The organism is Streptomyces cathayae (assembly GCF_029760955.1).
GTDB lineage: Bacteria > Actinomycetota > Actinomycetes > Streptomycetales > Streptomycetaceae > Streptomyces > Streptomyces cathayae.
Map to the genome: position 1 here is coordinate 6,052,026 of NZ_CP121682.1, position 17,588 is coordinate 6,069,613.

Annotated in this window: 14 protein-coding genes; 8 read left to right on the forward strand and 6 right to left on the reverse strand. The window is 70.8% G+C overall.

The annotated features are described in order from the left end of the window. Positions 1-17: 17 nt before the first annotated feature. The 6 genes from uvrB (at position 18) to aroQ (ending at position 8,379) form a co-directional block, all read left to right on the forward strand. Complete coding sequence (gene uvrB / locus PYS65_RS27615; RefSeq protein WP_279336648.1) at positions 18-2,162, forward strand: excinuclease ABC subunit UvrB; 2,145 nt, start codon at positions 18-20, stop codon at positions 2,160-2,162. A gap of 171 nt (positions 2,163-2,333) precedes the next feature. Further along, positions 2,334-2,912, forward strand: a complete 579-nt coding sequence (locus PYS65_RS27620; RefSeq protein ID WP_055597847.1) for a TerD family protein — start codon at positions 2,334-2,336, stop codon at positions 2,910-2,912. 49 nt (positions 2,913-2,961) lie between these two features. Continuing rightward, entirely contained in the window at positions 2,962-4,971 is a 2,010-nt protein-coding gene (locus PYS65_RS27625) for a TerD family protein (RefSeq protein WP_279336649.1), read from the forward strand. Between the two features lie 317 nt (positions 4,972-5,288). Further along, the gene (locus tag PYS65_RS27630) at positions 5,289-6,272 is read left to right on the forward strand and encodes a TerC/Alx family metal homeostasis membrane protein (RefSeq protein WP_279336650.1); all 984 of its coding nucleotides are present in this window, start codon (positions 5,289-5,291) and stop codon (positions 6,270-6,272) included. A 298-nt stretch (positions 6,273-6,570) separates the two neighbouring features. After that, a complete protein-coding gene (locus tag PYS65_RS27635) occupies positions 6,571-7,692 on the forward strand; it encodes a calcium:cation antiporter (RefSeq protein ID WP_279336651.1) in 1,122 nt (373 codons plus the stop codon). Between the two features lie 213 nt (positions 7,693-7,905). Beyond that, on the forward strand, positions 7,906-8,379 hold the full coding sequence (aroQ, locus tag PYS65_RS27640; RefSeq protein WP_202278708.1) for a type II 3-dehydroquinate dehydratase: 474 nt from the start codon (positions 7,906-7,908) through the stop codon (positions 8,377-8,379). A gap of 84 nt (positions 8,380-8,463) precedes the next feature. Here the strand turns inward: aroQ and PYS65_RS27645 are convergent, their stop codons facing one another. Further along, a complete protein-coding gene (locus PYS65_RS27645; RefSeq protein WP_279336652.1) occupies positions 8,464-9,120 on the reverse strand; it encodes an MBL fold metallo-hydrolase in 657 nt (218 codons plus the stop codon). A 10-nt stretch (positions 9,121-9,130) separates the two neighbouring features. Continuing rightward, positions 9,131-9,826, reverse strand: a complete 696-nt coding sequence (locus PYS65_RS27650; protein ID WP_279336653.1) for a maleylpyruvate isomerase family mycothiol-dependent enzyme — start codon at positions 9,824-9,826, stop codon at positions 9,131-9,133. Positions 9,827-10,049: 223 nt separating this feature from the next. Between PYS65_RS27650 and uvrA the strand changes: the two genes are divergently transcribed. Further along, on the forward strand, positions 10,050-13,043 hold the full coding sequence (uvrA, locus tag PYS65_RS27655) for an excinuclease ABC subunit UvrA (protein ID WP_279336654.1): 2,994 nt from the start codon (positions 10,050-10,052) through the stop codon (positions 13,041-13,043). Between the two features lie 88 nt (positions 13,044-13,131). On the opposite strand, the gene PYS65_RS27660 is transcribed toward uvrA, so the two are convergent. Further along, positions 13,132-14,040: a carbohydrate kinase family protein gene (locus PYS65_RS27660; RefSeq protein ID WP_279336655.1), complete on the reverse strand. Its 909-nt coding sequence runs from the start codon at positions 14,038-14,040 to the stop codon at positions 13,132-13,134. Next, positions 14,037-15,158 (reverse strand): LacI family DNA-binding transcriptional regulator, encoded by a 1,122-nt coding sequence (locus PYS65_RS27665; RefSeq protein ID WP_279336656.1) that lies wholly within the window; start codon positions 15,156-15,158, stop codon positions 14,037-14,039. The genes PYS65_RS27660 and PYS65_RS27665 overlap by 4 nt, the downstream gene beginning before the upstream one ends. Positions 15,159-15,379: 221 nt before the next feature. On the opposite strand from PYS65_RS27665, the gene PYS65_RS27670 reads away from it, so the two are divergent. After that, positions 15,380-15,799, forward strand: coding sequence for a Rieske (2Fe-2S) protein (locus PYS65_RS27670; protein ID WP_279336657.1), 420 nt, complete (start codon positions 15,380-15,382; stop codon positions 15,797-15,799). A 31-nt stretch (positions 15,800-15,830) separates the two neighbouring features. Here the strand turns inward: PYS65_RS27670 and PYS65_RS27675 are convergent, their stop codons facing one another. Together PYS65_RS27675 and PYS65_RS27680 are read right to left on the reverse strand one after the other, a co-directional pair. Beyond that, on the reverse strand, positions 15,831-16,778 hold the full coding sequence (locus PYS65_RS27675; RefSeq protein WP_279336658.1) for a hypothetical protein: 948 nt from the start codon (positions 16,776-16,778) through the stop codon (positions 15,831-15,833). A gap of 472 nt (positions 16,779-17,250) precedes the next feature. Then, positions 17,251-17,466 (reverse strand): hypothetical protein, encoded by a 216-nt coding sequence (locus PYS65_RS27680; protein WP_279336659.1) that lies wholly within the window; start codon positions 17,464-17,466, stop codon positions 17,251-17,253. Positions 17,467-17,588: the final 122 nt, after the last annotated feature.

Genomic DNA, 17,588 nt, shown 5'->3' on the forward strand with positions numbered 1-17,588 from the left:
GTCGTACGGTGGGTGACATGCGGCCCGTTTCCCAGATCGAACGCACGGTGGCGCCCTTCGAGGTCGTCAGCCCCTACCAGCCCAGCGGCGACCAGCCGGCGGCCATCGCCGACCTCGCCCGGCGCATCGAAGCCGGTGAGAAGGACGTCGTCCTCCTGGGCGCGACCGGCACCGGCAAGTCCGCCACCACCGCGTGGATGATCGAGAAGCTCCAGCGCCCCACCCTGGTGATGGCACCGAACAAGACGCTGGCCGCCCAGCTGGCCAACGAGTTCCGCGAACTGCTGCCGAACAACGCGGTCGAGTACTTCGTCTCGTACTACGACTACTACCAGCCCGAGGCGTACGTCCCGCAGTCGGACACCTACATCGAGAAGGACTCCTCGATCAACGAGGAGGTCGAGCGGCTGCGCCACTCCGCGACCAACTCCCTGCTCACCCGCCGCGACGTCGTCGTGGTCGCCTCCGTCTCCTGCATCTACGGCCTCGGCACCCCGCAGGAGTACGTCGACCGCATGGTGCCGCTCCGCGTCGGCGAGGAGTTCGACCGGGACGAGCTGCTGCGCCGCTTCGTGGACATCCAGTACACACGCAACGACCTGGCCTTCACCCGCGGCACCTTCCGCGTCCGCGGCGACACCGTCGAGATCTTCCCGGTCTACGAGGAGCTCGCCGTCCGCATCGAGATGTTCGGCGACGAGATCGAGGCGCTCTCCACGCTCCACCCGGTCACCGGCGAGATCATCAGCGACGACCAGCAGCTGTACGTCTTCCCCGCCTCCCACTACGTCGCCGGCCCCGAACGCATGGAGCGGGCCGTGAACGACATCGAGAAGGAGCTCACCGGGCGCCTGGCCGAGCTGGAGAAGCAGGGCAAGCTCCTGGAGGCCCAGCGTCTGCGGATGCGCACCACCTACGACCTCGAGATGCTCCGCCAGATCGGCAGCTGCTCCGGCGTCGAGAACTACTCGATGCATTTCGACGGACGCCTGCCCGGCTCCCCGCCGAACACCCTGATGGACTACTTCCCGGAGGACTTCCTCCTGGTCATCGACGAGTCGCATGTCACCGTGCCGCAGATCGGCGCCATGTACGAGGGGGACGCCTCACGCAAGCGCACCCTCGTCGACCACGGCTTCCGGCTCCCCTCCGCCCTGGACAACCGCCCGCTGAAGTGGGAGGAGTTCCAGGAGCGCATCGACCAGGCGGTGTACCTGTCGGCCACCCCCGGCCCGTACGAGCTCTCCCGCTCGGACGGATTCGTCGAGCAGATCATCCGCCCCACCGGCCTGGTCGACCCGGAGGTCGTCGTCAAGCCCACCGAGGGCCAGATCGACGACCTGGTGCACGAGATCCGCGCGCGCGTGGAGAAGGACGAACGCGTCCTGGTCACCACGCTCACCAAGAAGATGGCCGAGGACCTCACCGACTACTTCCTCGAACTCGGCATCCAGGTGCGCTATCTCCACAGCGACGTCGACACCCTGCGCCGGGTCGAGCTGCTGCGGGAGCTGCGCAGCGGCGAGTACGACGTCCTCGTCGGCATCAACCTGCTGCGGGAGGGCCTCGACCTGCCCGAGGTGTCCCTGGTGGCGATCCTCGACGCCGACAAGGAGGGCTTCCTGCGCTCCGGCACCTCCCTGATCCAGACCATCGGCCGGGCCGCGCGCAACGTCTCCGGCCAGGTCCACATGTACGCCGACAAGATCACCCCGGCGATGGAGAGGGCCATCGACGAGACCAACCGCCGCCGGGAGAAGCAGGTCGCCTACAACCAGGCCAACGGCATCGACCCCCAGCCGCTCCGCAAGAAGATCAACGACATCGTCGCGCAGATCGCCCGCGAGGACATCGACACCGAGCAGCTGCTCGACTCCGGCTACCGCAAGACCAAGAAGGACGGTGGCGCGGCCAAGGCGCCCGTGCCCGCGCTCGGCAAGGCCGCCAAGGGCACGAAGAGCACGAAGGGCGGGGTCAAGGGCGCCGAGCCGGTGCCCACCGACCGCCCCGCGGCCGAACTCGCCGAACAGATCGAGGAGCTGACCTCGCGGATGCGGGCAGCCGCCGCCGACCTCCAGTTCGAGATCGCGGCCCGGCTGCGCGACGAGGTCTCCGAGATGAAGAAGGAACTGCGCCAGATGCGGGAGGCCGGCCTGTCCTGACGGCGCCGCACGCCGGCGCCGGGCCCGTGCGGTTCTCCGCCCCGTACGGACTGTGTTGCAAGACCGACACAAAGTGCGGACCGGGGTACATCACCGTCAGTGCCCCTGCGTAGGGTTCTGGGCAACCGCGGTTCCGCGGCAACAGGGGAAGTCCGAGAGGGGAATCAGCGCGTGACCGTCAACATGACCAAGGGTCAGGCCATCAGCCTGCAGAAGAACGACGGCGGCAGCCTGACCGCGGTCCGCATGGGTCTCGGCTGGCAGGCGGCCCCCCGCCGCGGCCTGTTCGGCTCGCGTACCCGGGAGATCGACCTGGACGCCTCCGCCGTTCTGTTCGCCGACAAGCAGCCGGTCGACGTCGTCTTCTTCCGCCACCTGGTGAGCGACGACGGCTCCGTGCGCCACACCGGCGACAACCTCGTCGGCGGCGTCGGCCAGGGCGGCGACGACGAGGCCATCCTCGTCGACCTGTCCCGTGTCCCGGTCCACATCGACCAGATCGTCTTCACCGTGAACTCCTTCACGGGCCAGACCTTCCAGGAGGTGCAGAACGCGTTCTGCCGGCTCGTCGACGAGACCAACGGCCAGGAACTGGCCCGCTACACGCTGGCCGGCGGCGGCGCCTACACGGCCCAGCTCATGGCGAAGGTGCACCGCTCGGGCACGGGCTGGACGATGACGGCCCTCGGCAACCCGGCCAACGGCCGCACCTTCCAGGACCTGATGCCATCGATCCTGCCGGTGCTCTGACCGGCACCGAACGCGACACCGCACCACGGGACACAGGGGGACGAGGGCAATGACGGCTGAGCTGGTGCGGGGGCAGAACCACCCGCTCTCCCAGTCCCGTCTCGAGATCCGGGTCTCGGCCGGTACGCCGATCGTGACCGCGGCCGCGCTCGGCGACGAGACCGGCCGGATCCACGGAGTGGAATGGGTGGCCCACCCGGGCGCGCCCACCCGGCCCGGCCTGGAGGTGTCGCGGCAGGCCGCGGCCGACCACCGGCTCGCGGTGGACCTGGACGCGCTGGCGGACACGGTGCACCGCGTCAGCGTGCTGCTCGCCCTGCCCGCCGCGGCCGGCAGCCGGGGCCCCGCCCGCTTCGGCGCCGTCGCCGCCCCCTTCGTCGCGGTCACCGGGCTGGACGGCACCGAAGCGGCCAGCTACACCGTCACCGGCCTGGACGCCGAGTCGGCCGTCGTCGCCCTGGAGCTCTACCGGCGCCAGGGCGCCTGGAAGGTCCGTGCGGTCGGACAGGGCTACGCCGGGGGCCTGGCCGAACTCTTCACCGACCAGGGCCTGCCCCAGGCGCGGCAGCTCGCGGGCGACATCGACGAAGCGGTCGCGCGGGGCCTCGCCCGCTCCGTGCAGGCACCCCCGTCCCGTCCGTCCGACGGCGACCGTCCCCGGCAGACGGCCGCCCCGGCCCACCGCCCCGACCAGGGCGCCGGCACCGCACCACAGGACACCCCCGACCCCGCGCCGCCCGCGTACGGCGGCCGGCCGGCCGGTCCGCCGGGACAGGACGGACCGCAGCCGGCGTACCCCGGGGGAGCCGCCGACCCGTCCACCGCGACCACCGGCGGCCCGATCGACTACAGCCACCCCCGCCGGCGGAACACCGCTCCGCCGCCGCCCCCGCCGGCCGCGCCCCCGGCCCGGCCGGGACAGCCCGCCCGGCCCGTCGCCGGTGACGCGACCGGCTGGTCCATGGACGAGCGCCTCTACAACCAGGTCTGGGGCATGTTCGAGGACCTGGCCCGCACCATCGCCGCCTACCGCAGCGCCGTCGACTTCGCCGAGTCACGCATGGACAAGGAACTGGAACAGGTCCTGGCCGACCCGCGCAGCCGGATCGGGAGCCAGGGCGACGCAGCGCGCGAGGCGGCCAGGGCACGGCAGGACCAGCTCGTCGACCAGGCGAGGGAGGCCTTCGACCGGGACCTCGCCCAGCTCGTCGCCGAGGCCGACGTGGTCGAACCCGCGCTCCCGCCGGCCTACGCGCGCTGGGACAACCCCGTCTGGCACGCCTACCGGGTGCCGATGGAGATCCCCATGGCGCTGCGCCTGGGCGACCTCCGGCTGCCCGAGGCCGACCGCCTCCGCATCCCGATGCTGCTCCGGCTGCCGCTGGAACGCGGTCTGTGGATCGACAGCGGACGGGCCGACGCGCCGGACGGGTCGTTCACCGACCCCCACGACATGCGACGCCTCGCCGTGGAGACAGCCGTGTCCCACGCGGCCAGGCTGCTCGCCGTCCATCCGGCGGGCGAGTTCACCGTGCACGTCATCGATGCGGCCGGATCGGGAGCGCAGCCGCTGGCACCGCTGACGCGGGCGGGTGTACTGGCGGCCCCGCCCGCCCAGGGCGCCGCGGGCGTCGCGGAGGTCCTGAGCCGGCTCACCCAGCGGGTCGACCTGGTGCAGATGGCACTGCGCGGGGGAGCGGCCGACTCGCTGCCGCCCGGCTTCGACACCTCCCAGCAACTGCTGATCGTCAACGACTTCCCGCACGGCTTCGACGACCGTGCCGTGAACCAGCTGCGGTACCTCGCCGACGAGGGCCCGTCCGTCGGCGTCCACCTGATGATGGTGGCCGACCGCGAGGAGTCCGCCGGCTACGGCCCGCTGCTCGACCCGCTGTGGCGTGCGCTGCTGCGGCTGACCCCGGTCGCCGACAGCCACCTGGCCGACCCCTGGGTCGGGCACGCCTGGACGTACGAGCCCCCACTGGTGCCGCCCGGCAGCCAGATCCTCCAGCAGGTGCTCACCCTGGTCGCCGAGGCCCGCCGCGCCTGGGGGCCGTGACCGCGCCCCGGTCCGGTCGGCCGGGCGTGTCCCGCCCTTTGGGACGAGTTTTCATGGCACCACGTCCTATCTGGCGCTTTGGTCTTTCTTTTACCCACCTCTTTACCAATCCTTGGTCATGAGGGTAAGGTTTTCCGCACGGAGGGGAGTACTCCCTGCCTGTGCGGCGACCTCGTCAATACGGATCAGGCCTGATCCCGGGGCGTCGGCCCGAGGTGTTGTCCGGTGCTGCTTTCGAGTGCCGGAGCCCGGGTGGAAGAGACCTCCGGCAGCGACGACGCTGACTTTTGCCGTGAGACGTATCTGCCGGAGGCGTAGTGGATGTTTCCCTGACCCTGTGGGTCCTGACCATCGTGGGCCTTGCCGCCCTCATCTCGGTCGATTTCTTCATCGGCCGCAAGCCGCACGACGTATCGATCAAGGAAGCCGGGATCTGGACCATCGTCTGGATCGTCCTGGCCGTGATCTTCGGGCTCGGCCTGCTGGTCTTCGGCGGCGGCCAGCCCGCCGGTGAGTTCTTCGCCGGCTTCATCACCGAGAAGTCGCTGAGCGTCGACAACCTCTTCGTCTTCGTCCTGATCATGACGAAATTCGCGGTGCCCTCGCAGTACCAGCAACGGGTGCTCCTCGTCGGTGTGCTCATAGCCCTGGTACTGCGGGCCGGCTTCATCGCCGCGGGCGCCGCGATCATCGCCAACTTCTCGTGGATCTTCTACATCTTCGGCGCCTTCCTCATCTGGACCGCGTGGAAGCTCATCAAGGAGGCCCGCGCTCCCGAAGAGGAGGAGGAGTTCGAGGAGAACAAGCTCCTCAAGGCCGCCGAGCGCCGGTTCGGCGTGGCCGACCGGTACCACGGCACCAAGCTGTGGATCGAGCAGAACGGCAAGCGGGTCATGACCCCGATGCTGGTCGTGATGCTCGCCATCGGTACCACCGACGTGCTCTTCGCGCTCGACTCGATCCCTGCGATCTTCGGCCTGACCCAGGACCCGTACATCGTCTTCACCGCGAACGCGTTCGCCCTGATGGGCCTCAGGCAGCTGTACTTCCTCCTCGGCGGCCTGCTGAGCAAGCTGGTCCACCTGGCCTACGGCCTGTCGATCATCCTCGGCTTCATCGGTGTGAAGCTGGTGCTGCACGCGCTGCACGAGTCCGGGGTACACGTCCCCGTGATCAGCATCCCGGTGTCGCTGGGCGTGATCGTCTCCGTCCTGGTCGTCACCACGATCACCAGCCTGCGGGCCTCCAGGAAGCAGGCCCAGGCCGAGGGCTTTGCCGACAAGAGCAGCATCGACGTCTGACCCAGTCCGTGACCGGACAGGAAATTTCCGGGAGCGGGGCACGGCCCACAGCCGAGCACCGCTCCCGGTGTCTGCCTGTCTCCCGCCGGATCACGACAGGAAACCTCAGCGGAAGGGAACGCGGCCCCACTCGCTGCCGCCCGTCACCGACCATTCCTCCAGCAGTAGAGGAGATCATGCGCGACAACGACCACCCCAGAACGACAAGGAACGTCAAAGCGGCCGATGCGAGGAGCGGGTCGTCAGAGCTCGGAGAGACCGGAGTGCGGCGCTCATCCCTCTCCGAGAGCCTCGCTTCATGAACAGGTGGGTCAAAGGGCTGACGAGCCGGTGGACGACCGTCATGCCGGTGCTCGCCGTGGTGCTCCTGCTGTTCACCTGGGGACGCGAACTGCCCGGAGCGGTCGTCGCCGTGGCGGTCGTCGTGCTGGCGGCAGCGGTGCTGGCCGCCGTGCACCACGCGGAGGTGGTGGCCCACCGGGTCGGTGAACCCTTCGGTTCACTGGTCCTCGCGGTCGCCGTCACGATCATCGAGGTCGCGCTGATCGTCACCTTGATGATCGACGGGGGGCCCGAGACCGCGTCCCTGGCCAGGGACACCGTCTTCGCAGCCGTGATGATCACCTGTAACGGCATCCTCGGCCTGAGTCTTCTGGTCGGCTCACTGCGCCACGGCACGGCCGTCTTCAACCCGGAAGGCGCCGGCGCGGCGCTCGCCACCGTGGCGACGCTGGCGGGACTCACCCTCGTGCTGCCGACGTTCACCACCAGCAAGCCCGGGCCGGAGTTCTCCGCGGTGCAACTCACCTTCGCCGCGGTCACCTCACTGATCCTCTACGGCTTGTTCGTCGCCACCCAGACCGTTCGACATCGTGACTACTTCCTGCCCGTACAGAAGCTGGGCAGGCAGGGCATGCCGGTCACGAAGGTCGAGGACGAGGACGAGCACGCCGACGCGCCCTCCAACCGCACCGCGCTGATCAGCCTCGGACTGCTCGGCCTGGCCCTGGTCGGGGTGGTCGGCCTGGCCAAAGGAGTCTCGCCCGCCATCGAGTCCGGTGTATCGGCTGCCGGGCTGCCCCACGCCGTCGTCGGTGTGATCATCGCGCTGTTGGTCCTGCTTCCCGAGACCATCGCGGCCGTGCGGGCCGCGCAGCGCAACCGCGTGCAGACCAGCGTCAACCTCGCACTCGGTTCGGCGATGGCCAGTATCGGACTGAGCATCCCCGCGGTCGCGATCGCGTCCTTCTGGCTCTCCGGTCCGCTCGTTCTGGGCCTCGGCAACACGCATATGGTGCTGCTCGCCCTGACCGTGATGGTCGGCGCCCTGACCGTACGCCCCGGCCGGGCCACACCGCTCCAGGGCGGGGTGCACCTGGTGATCCTCGCCGCCTATCTCGAACTGGCGCTCAACCCGTGACACCGATCGCAGAACCGCCTCCGGGCGGGCGTGCGCCCCGCGGCACCCGCGCGGGCGCACCCCGCCCGGAAGCGGTTCCGTCCGCCCCCGGGGCCCGGCACACGCTCGGAGCACCGTGATAGACCGGTCCGAGCAACGTTCCGGTGGCAACCGGCCGTTGCGACCGGCTCCATGCCCCCGCATGGTGAACCTTTCGAACGGACCGGAGGAACTGTGCCCCGCAACCTGGCCGACGCCCCGATCATGATTCTCAACGGCCCCAATCTGAACCTGCTCGGGCAGCGTCAGCCGGAGATCTACGGCTCCGAGACGCTCACCGACGTCGAGGCGCTGTGCGCCGAGGCGGCGGGCAGGCACGGGGGCACGGTGGATCTGCGGCAGTCCAACCACGAGGGCCAGCTGGTGGACTGGATCCACGAGGCGCGGCTGAACCACTGCGGCATCGTGATCAACCCCGGTGCCTACTCGCACACCTCCGTCGCGATCCTCGACGCCCTCAACACCTGTGACGGCCTGCCCGTGGTGGAGGTCCACATCTCCAACATCCACCGGCGCGAGTCCTTCCGGCACCACTCCTACGTCTCGCTGCGGGCCGACGGGGTCATCGCGGGGTGCGGGGTGCAGGGCTATGCGTTCGCCGTGGAGCGCATCGCGGCGCTGGCCGGCCCGGGCAGGGCGCAGGCGTAAGAGCCCCGATCGCCCGGAGGGCGTGCCTCACCCGCGCCGGCCCCGCGCAACCCGTACCGGCGTCCGCCGCGCGCCCGGGGGCGCTCACCAGCCCCGGGCGCGCCACTCCGGCATCTGCGGACGTTCCGCGCCCAGCGTGGTGTCGTCGCCGTGTCCGGGGTAGACCCAGGTCTCGTCCGGGAGCACGTCGAAGATCTTGGTCTCCACGTCGTGGATCAGGCTGGCGAACGCCTTCGGATCCTGGTGGGTGTTGCCCACACCGCCCGGGAACAGGCAGTCCCCCGTGAACACATGGGGATGCCCGTGCGGATCGTCGTAGACGAGGGCGATCGAGCCGGGCGTGTGACCGACGAGATGGCGCGCGGTGAGCTCCACCCGCCCCACCCGGATCGTGTCGCCGTCGTCGACCAGGACGTCCGTCGGCACCGGGATGCCCTCGGCGTCGTCCCGGCCCGCGTGGGTGCGCGCGCCGGTGGCCGCCACGACCCGGGCGAGCGCCTGCCAGTGGTCGCCGTGCCGGTGGGTGGTGACGACGGACGCGATGCCGTCGTCACCGATCGAGCCCAGCAGGGTGTCCGCGTCGTTGGCCGCGTCGATCAGCAGCTGCTCGTCGGTGGCCCGGCAACGCAGGAGATAGGCGTTGTTGTCCATGGGCCCGACCGCGACCTTGGTGATCATCAGGTCCTTGAGTTCGTGCACATCGGCCGGCCCGCCGACCGTCACCTGCCCGCTGTAGGTCATGACGGTCAGCCTATAGCGGAGGAAGGGCGGGCAGCGTGCCGTTCTTCACCGTCAGTCCGGAACCGTCGCGGCGTCCGGCGAGCCAGCCGAGCAGGTCGGCGGCCGGGCCCTCCACCTCGACCTCGACCGGGCCGTCCGGCGCCCCGCCGCCGGTGGTCCAGGTCCGGCCGTCATCGGTGGTCAGCCGCGTCGTGGGCACGTCCCGGTGGCCCTTGAACCGTGCCACCAGGAAGCGGATCTCCCGTTCGGTGAACTCCGCCGAAAGATCCTCCAGCTCGTAGCCGATGCCGAGGTCCACGTGGTGGAGCTCCACCTCGATCAGGCGCCGGAACGGTACCCGGGCCGCCCGGTCCGTGACCCCGTTGCGCAGTGCCACGGTGCGTGACCAGTCCGCAGGCGCCGCGCCCACCTCCTGGAAGCGGGCCCCGGTCTCCCGCACGTCCGCGAGCTGGACGTCGAGGGGGCGCGGGGCGTCCCGCTCGATGTCGGCCTCCCGGGCCTCGGCGGAGGCGTACATCGGACGCCCCTCCAGGACGTTCACGAGGGCGTCCGCGTTGCGGGCCAGGTGGGCCAGCACATGGCCACGTGTCCAGCCGGGAAGCCGTGACGACTGGGTCACAGCGGCGTTGTCCAGGGTGCCGACCGCGTCGAGCAGCCGCTCGGTCGCGTCATGGACGGATGCCAGGTCATGAGCGTGATCGGTCATGGGATCGACCCTAGTCCCGTCACACCTTCGGGTGAAGGCGGCGCAGAAAGGCCAGAAATCGAATACACGTGCTATAAACTCGTATCCGGCGTCGGGCATGCTGGAGAGCCGGGGATTGTTGTCAACCCGTGAATCCGACCGGCGTTGTCAGTGGCTCGCCCTAGTGTGAGAAAGCACGGGGGTCCCGCCCCTGTCACTTCTCTCAAGAAAGGTGCGGACCGGCGTGGCCGACCGTCTCATCGTCCGTGGAGCGCGCGAGCACAACCTGAAGAACGTCTCGCTCGACCTCCCCCGCGACTCGCTCATCGTCTTCACGGGCCTGTCGGGGTCGGGCAAGTCCTCGCTGGCCTTCGACACGATCTTCGCCGAGGGCCAGCGGCGCTACGTGGAGTCGCTCTCCTCGTACGCCCGGCAGTTCCTCGGCCAGATGGACAAGCCGGACGTCGACTTCATCGAGGGCCTGTCCCCGGCGGTCTCCATCGACCAGAAGTCGACCTCGCGCAACCCGCGCTCCACGGTCGGCACCATCACCGAGGTCTACGACTACCTGCGGCTGCTCTTCGCGCGCATCGGCAAGCCGCACTGCCCCGAGTGCGCCCGACCCATCTCGCGCCAGTCGCCGCAGGCCATCGTCGACCGGGTGCTGGAGCTGCCGGAGGGCAGCCGGTTCCAGGTGCTCTCCCCGCTGGTGCGCGAGCGCAAGGGCGAGTTCGCCGACCTCTTCGCCGACCTCCAGACCAAGGGCTACTCCCGCGCGCGGGTGGACGGCGAGACCGTCCAGCTCTCCCGGCCGCCCACGCTGAAGAAGCAGGAGAAGCACACCATCGAGGTGGTCGTCGACCGCCTCACGGTGAAGGACAGCGCCAAGCGCCGGCTCACCGACTCCGTCGAGACCGCGCTCGGCCTGTCCGGCGGCATGGTCGTGCTCGACTTCGTCGACCTCCCGGAGGACGACCCCGAGCGCGAGCGCATGTTCTCCGAGCACCTGTACTGCCCGTACGACGACCTGTCCTTCGAGGAGCTGGAGCCCCGCTCCTTCTCCTTCAACTCGCCCTTCGGCGCCTGCCCCGAGTGCACCGGCATCGGCACGCGCATGGAGGTCGACCCGGAGCTGATCGTCCCCGACGAGGAGAAGAGCCTCGACGAGGGCGCCATCCACCCCTGGTCGCACGGCCACACCAAGGACTACTTCGCCCGTCTGATCGGCGCCCTCGCCGAGGCGCTGGGCTTCCGCACGGACATCCCCTTCGCCGGTCTGCCGCAGCGCGCGAAGAAGGCCCTGCTCAACGGCCACAAGACCCAGGTCGAGGTCCGCTACCGCAACCGGTACGGGAGGGAGCGCCGGTACACGACGGCCTTCGAGGGCGCCGTCCCCTTCGTCAAGCGCCGGCACAGCGAGGCCGAGAGCGACGCCAGCCGCGAGCGCTTCGAGGGCTACATGCGCGAGGTGGCCTGCCCCTCCTGCGCGGGCACCCGCCTCAAGCCCATCGTTCTCGCCGTCACCGTCATGGAGAAGTCGATCGCCGAGGTCTCGGCCATGTCGATCAGCGAGTGCGCGGACTTCCTCGGCGCCCTCAAGCTCACCGCCCGCGACAAGAAGATCGCCGAGCGCGTGCTGAAGGAGGTCAACGAGCGGCTGCGCTTCCTGGTCGACGTCGGCCTCGACTACCTCTCGCTGAACCGCGCCGCGGGCACGCTCTCCGGCGGCGAGGCCCAACGCATCCGCCTGGCCACCCAGATCGGCTCCGGCCTGGTGGGCGTCCTGTACGTCCTCGACGAGCCGTCCATCGGCCTGCACCAGCGCGACAACCACCGGCTGATCGAGACCCTGGTCAGGCTGCGCGACATGGGCAACACGCTCATCGTCGTCGAGCACGACGAGGACACCATCAAGGTCGCCGACTGGATCGTCGACATCGGTCCGGGAGCCGGCGAGCACGGCGGCAGGGTCGTGCACAGCGGCGCACTGAAGGAACTGCTGGACAACGCGGAGTCGCAGACCGGCCAGTACCTGTCCGGCAAGAAGGCCATCCCGCTGCCGGAGGTCCGCCGCCCGCAGGACCCGGCACGCCGGCTCACGGTGCACGGCGCCCGCGAGAACAACCTGCGGGACATCGACGTGTCCTTCCCCCTGGGGGTCTTCACCGCGGTCACCGGAGTCTCCGGCTCCGGCAAGTCCACCCTGGTCAACGACATCCTGTACACCCACCTGGCCCGCGAGCTGAACGGCGCCCGCAGCGTCCCCGGCCGGCACACGCGGGTGGACGGCGACGACCTCGTCGACAAGGTCGTGCACGTCGACCAGTCGCCCATCGGCCGCACCCCGCGCTCCAACCCGGCCACGTACACCGGTGTCTTCGACCACGTCCGCAAGCTGTTCGCCGAGACGGCCGAGGCCAAGGTCCGCGGCTACCTGCCCGGCCGCTTCTCCTTCAACGTCAAGGGCGGGCGCTGCGAGAACTGCGCGGGCGACGGCACCATCAAGATCGAGATGAACTTCCTCCCGGACGTGTACGTCCCGTGCGAGGTCTGCCACGGCGCCCGCTACAACCGGGAGACCCTGGAGGTCCACTACAAGGGCAAGTCCGTCGCCGACGTCCTGAACATGCCGATCGAAGAGGCCATGCACTTCTTCGAGGCCGTCCCGGCGATCTCCCGCCACATGAAGACGCTCCACGACGTCGGTCTCGGGTACGTCCGGCTCGGCCAGGCCGCCACCACCCTGTCCGGCGGTGAGGCACAGCGGGTCAAGCTCGCGAGCGAGCTGCAGAAGCGCTCCACCGGCCGCACGGTCTACGTCCTGGACGAGCCGACCACGGGCCTGCACTTCGAGGACATCAGCAAGCTGCTGGCGGTCCTCTCCGGTCTGGTCGACAAGGGCAACACGGTCATCGTCATCGAGCACAACCTCGACGTGATCAAGACCGCCGACTGGGTCGTCGACATGGGCCCCGAGGGCGGCGCCGGTGGCGGCCTGGTCGTCGCGGAGGGCACCCCCGAGCAGGTCGCGGCCGTCTCGACCAGCCACACCGGCAAGTTCCTCCGCGACGTCCTGGGAGCGAACCGGATCAGCGACGCCGCCTCGGTGCCCGCCCCCCGCAAGACGGCGGCGAAGACCGCGGCGAAGAAGACGGCCGCCGCCCAGGCCACCACCCGCAAGACCGCGGCGACCGCCAAGACCGGCGCCAAGGCGACGCCCCGGGCGGCCAAGGCCTGATCCCGCGGGACGCTCCCGCGCGGTGCCCCGCGGGAGCGTCCCGCGGGGCACCGCGCGAAGGCTCGGCCCGACGGCTCGGGCAGTGCGCTCAGCCCGCCAGCTCGTGGGCGTACGGGGGTTCCGCGCCCGCGCGTGAGCAGGTGATCGCCGCCGCGCGGGCCGCGAAACCGAGCACGCCCCCCCATCCGTCCGCGCCCAGAGCGGACATCTCCCGCTCACCGAGCGCGTCCCGGGTCGCCAGGCCGTGCAGCAGCGCCGCGTTGACCGTGTCGCCCGCGCCGATCGTGTCCACCACCTCGACCGGCTCACCCGGCACGGAGTGCTCACCGCCGTCCCGGGTGAAGGCGGTCAGCCCGTCACCGCCCCGGGTGACCACGACCGCCGCCGGACCGGCCGCCAGCCACTCCTCGGGGGTGCCGCCGAGCCACCGGGCGTCCTCCTCCGACAGCTTCAGCAGCGACACCGACGGCAGCCACCTCTCGAACCGGGCCCGGTAGGCGTCGGCGTCCGGAATCAGCCCCGGCCGGATGTTGGGATCCAGCGTCGTGAACACGCCGCGCGCGTGAGCGGCGCGCATCAGCTCCTCGTACGCGCTCGCCCCCGGCTCCAGCACGAGCGAGCAGGTGCCGAAGGACACCGCGCGGGTGCCGGGCGGCAACACCCGGGGTGCCGTGAACAGCCGGTCCGCGGTCCCCTCCACGTAGAACGAGTAGACCGCGGAGCCGTCCGCGCCGACCGTGGCGACGGCGAGCGTCGTCGGTTCGTCGCCCCGCTGCACCGCCGAGACCGCCACACCGGTCTCGCGCAGCCGGCCCAGCAGAGCCTCGCCGAAGGCGTCGCGGGACACCCGGGAGCAGAACGCGGCGGGGGAGCCGAGGCGGCCCAGCGCCACCGCCGTGTTGAAGGGGCCGCCGCCGAGTGCCGGCGTCAGTGCCGCGAGCGCGCCCGCGCCCCGCGGTACCAGGTCGATCAGTGCCTCACCGGCTACGACGATCACGAGGGGTTCCCTTTCTCGGGCTGCTGGTTCTCGGGCTGCCGGGTCTTCTGCCCGGGCCGCTGTGTTTGCGGCGGCTGCGGGGGCCGTGCGTGCTGCTCCGGCCGGTCCGGGCAGCCGCAGGAGGTGCGGTGCACGAAGGTGCAGGCGAGCCGTACCGTCCGCGCGGGTCGGTCCGGCGCGGCGAGACGGTCCAGGAGCACCTGGACGGCCCGGGCGCCGATCTCCTTGCCGGGCTGGGCGATCGCGGTCAGCCGGGGCGAGAACAGGTCCGCCCAGGCGAAGTCGTCGAAGCAGCACAGCGCGATGTCCTCGGGCACCGAGAGGCCGTGGGCGCGCAGGGCGCGCAGCGTGCCGATGGTCATGGCGTTGTTGGCGGTGACCAGCGCGGTCGGGGGAGCGCCGAGGGACAGCAGGGCACCGGCGGCCCGTTCGGCGCCGGCCGACTCGGAGTCGCCGTGCACCAGGAGCCGCTCGTCGAACGGCAGCCCCGCGTCCGCGAGACCGTGCCGGTACCCGGTGATCCGCTCGGACGTGGTGCTGAGCCCCGGCAGCCCCGCCACCAGGGCGATCCGGCGGTGGCCGAGCCCGGCGAGGTGCGTGACCAGGCGGGCCACGGGCTGCGCGCTCTCGGCGCAGACCTGGTCGAAGCGCGGACCGCCGCCCTCCGGGTCCTCGACCACCCGGTCGAGGAACACGGCCGGCACCCGGTGGCGCCCGAGGTAGGCGAGGAGTTCGCGCGGATGCGCGGAAGGCGCGACGATCAGGCCTTCCACCCGGCGCTCGTGCAGCAGCTGGACGACCTTGCGCTCGTGCTCCGGGTCGTCGTGCGGGTCGGCGATGAGCAGGCTGTAGCCGCGCTCCAGGGCAGCCGCCTCGATCCCCTGGAGGATCTCGGTGAAGTACGGGTTGCTGATCGCCGACACCGCGAGCCCGATCGAGCGGGTGCGGGAGGTGACCAGCGAGCGGGCCAGGGTGTTCGGGGTGTAGCCGAGCTCCTCCACGGCGTCCAGGACCGCCTGGCGCGTGTGCGGGAGCACCGGCCGGGTGCCGTTCAGGACGTGCGAGACGGTCGCGACCGAGACACCGGCGCTCCGCGCCACGTCCGTCATGGTCGCCATCGCCCGCTCCCTTTCGTGTGCCGACTGCCGACTGCCGTCCCCGCAGCGCCGTGACGAGGAAGGTATCCCATCCGGCGGTGGACGTAAACGCTTGCGCAAGCGTTTACGTCCAGCGATAGGAGCCCGCCCGCCTGGTGGCCCACCCGCTCCCCACCCGGAAACCGGAACGACCGCCCCCGGTATGGTCGGCCTCGTACAACCGTCCGACCAGTGGAGTTCCCATGTCCGGCCGACCCGCCGCGAGCCGTCGTACCGTTCTCAGAGGCGTGGCCCTCACGTCCGTCGCCGGACTCGGCCTCACCGCCTGCGGGGCCCCCGAGGAGAGGCTCGCGCCGCCGACCGAGCCCGTCGAGCTCGGCGCGGAGAGCGAGATCGCCCCGGGGAGCACCAAGCTGTTCCGGGACCACAACGTCGTCGTCAGCCGGGGCGCGGACGACTCCTTCACGGCCTACAGCACCGTCTGCACGCACGCGAGCTGCGCCGTCGGCAAGCTGGAGGGGACGAAGCTGATCTGCCCCTGTCACGGCAGCGAGTTCGACGCCACCACCGGCAAGGTGCTGCGCGAGCCCGCGGTGGCGCCGCTGACACCGCTCTCCGTGGAAGTGCGGAACGGCACGATCATCGCCGGCCCGCAGGCCTGACCGAGCCGGCCGCTCCGGCCCCCGTCCGGCCTCAGTCCCAGTCCCAGCCGATCCCCACGTACCCCGACCGCAGTCGCGGTTCGACCAGGTGCACCGAACGGTGCAGGCCGCTCACCGCCAGCTCCTGGTGACCGCCGCGCGGTGCCGCCGCGGAGTGCTGGGCGAACCGGTGGCAGCGCGCGGGCAGCGCCCGGGCGTCGAAGCACACCTGGAGCGCGTACTGGCCGCCGGGGGAGTCCGCCCCGTGCACGTACTCACGGGAGACGCCGGCCGTGCCGTCCTCGACGGCGTAGCGGAAGAGGAACGTGTCACCGGAGCGCAGCCGGGTGTCGAAGAGCAGTTCGGCCGCGAGCACGCCGGTGTCCTGCTGCAGGCGGATCCGGCCGGTGCGGCAGTTCTCCAGGGCGTGCACGGTCATCCGGGCCGGCGCGGAACCGGGATCGCCGTGGTGGACGGCCACGAAGCGGTCGACGCCGTCCCGGTGGGCGCGCACGATGTGGTGCGACTCGCGCTCCGCGAGCTCGCGGTGTGCCCCGATCAGGACCCGCTCGTGGTGGGCCAGAGTGTGCAGCCCGCTGTCCCGGGTGACGCCGAGTTCGGCCAGCAGTCCCGCCAGGACGCCCGAGGCCTCCACCAGCGAGCGGTAGGAGCGGCCCGCCGGGCCGCGGTCCGGCGCCTGATCGCCGGAATCCGCGAGCAGGCGGATCAGCGACTCCTCCGGCAACTGCAGGATCTCCTCCAGGGCCCGTACGGCGCGCAGCGATTCGGGGCGCTGCGGGCGGCGGGCGCCCTGCTGCCAGTAACTGAGGCTGGTGACGCCCACCTTCACGCCGTGGCGCGACAGATGGTGCTGCACACGCTGCAGCGGCAGTCCGCGGGCGGCTATCGCGGCCCGCAGGGCGACATGGAAGGGCCCGCCGCGCAGGACCGAGTCCAGTTCCGCGGTGACGGTGTCCGTGTGCGGTGTGGCGTGCGGCATGCAGGGGCCTTTCTCTGAATGTCCACAACGGCTGGTCAGACCGTTCGCTCGGGGCACCCCGGGTCCGCCCCCGTGATCGGGTAAAGTGCCTGCCATGCGTTGCGAGAACCAAGCGCGCATACCGTGCCGATCGGGAACCAGGACGGCACACCTGAGCTTTGCTCAACAAACCGGGCAGGTTCCGTCCCGGCTGGCGCTGAGGGAGTAGGACCTCGCAGGTCGCTGACCTGTGGGGCTTCCTGAGCCAGGAATCCCCCTGCTTCAGCTGGGGGGAGGGTTCAAATCCGTACGCCGTCGTTCAGGGCCCCGAGTTCCCCGTATTAAAGCGTGTTGACCAAGTCCCGACAACACCTGACGCCCGACGGAGGCGCACCCGCACGGTGTGTACATGAGCGGCACACAGTTCAGGGGCCGTACCGGACCCGAAGGTCGGTACGGCCCCTGAACTGCGTCTCTACCGCGGCTGAGCTCCCTAGGAGCGGCCGGTTCGCCCGTGGTCGTCCGCACGGCGTGCGCGCAGGCGCTTGGCGCGCACGATGGCGGGATCGCGCGGGTCGAAGGGGCCGAACGCGTCGAAGGGGCTGAGCCGGTCGAAGGAGTCGAGAAGGGCGGCCGTCTCGTCCGCGTCCCGGCGCGCGCGGGCCGGCAGCCGTCGTTTTTCGACCTGTGTCCGTCGTGTCTGCCGCATTCGACCAGCCTCCGACTCGTGACCGGGTCCGCTTCCCGTCCTGCGGCCTGCCATCAGGCCGGACCTCCCACCTTCCCGCTTCCCGGCGGCCGTAACCTTCCGGAGCGGGGCCCGGCCGGTGG

What these genes read in the sequence shown, in the direction of transcription:
- PYS65_RS27670 (WP_279336657.1), top strand. Translation starts at nt 15,380, where the DNA reads ATGTCCGGCCGACCCGCCGCGAGCCGTCGTACCGTTCTCAGAGGCGTG.
- PYS65_RS27635 (WP_279336651.1), top strand. Translation starts at nt 6,571, where the DNA reads ATGAACAGGTGGGTCAAAGGGCTGACGAGCCGGTGGACGACCGTCATG.
- uvrB (WP_279336648.1), top strand. Translation starts at nt 18, where the DNA reads ATGCGGCCCGTTTCCCAGATCGAACGCACGGTGGCGCCCTTCGAGGTC.
- PYS65_RS27625 (WP_279336649.1), top strand. Translation starts at nt 2,962, where the DNA reads ATGACGGCTGAGCTGGTGCGGGGGCAGAACCACCCGCTCTCCCAGTCC.
- PYS65_RS27650 (WP_279336653.1), bottom strand. Translation starts at nt 9,826, where the DNA reads ATGACCGATCACGCTCATGACCTGGCATCCGTCCATGACGCGACCGAG.
- PYS65_RS27665 (WP_279336656.1), bottom strand. Translation starts at nt 15,158, where the DNA reads ATGGCGACCATGACGGACGTGGCGCGGAGCGCCGGTGTCTCGGTCGCG.
- PYS65_RS27680 (WP_279336659.1), bottom strand. Translation starts at nt 17,466, where the DNA reads ATGCGGCAGACACGACGGACACAGGTCGAAAAACGACGGCTGCCGGCC.
- PYS65_RS27645 (WP_279336652.1), bottom strand. Translation starts at nt 9,120, where the DNA reads ATGACCTACAGCGGGCAGGTGACGGTCGGCGGGCCGGCCGATGTGCAC.
- PYS65_RS27675 (WP_279336658.1), bottom strand. Translation starts at nt 16,778, where the DNA reads ATGCCGCACGCCACACCGCACACGGACACCGTCACCGCGGAACTGGAC.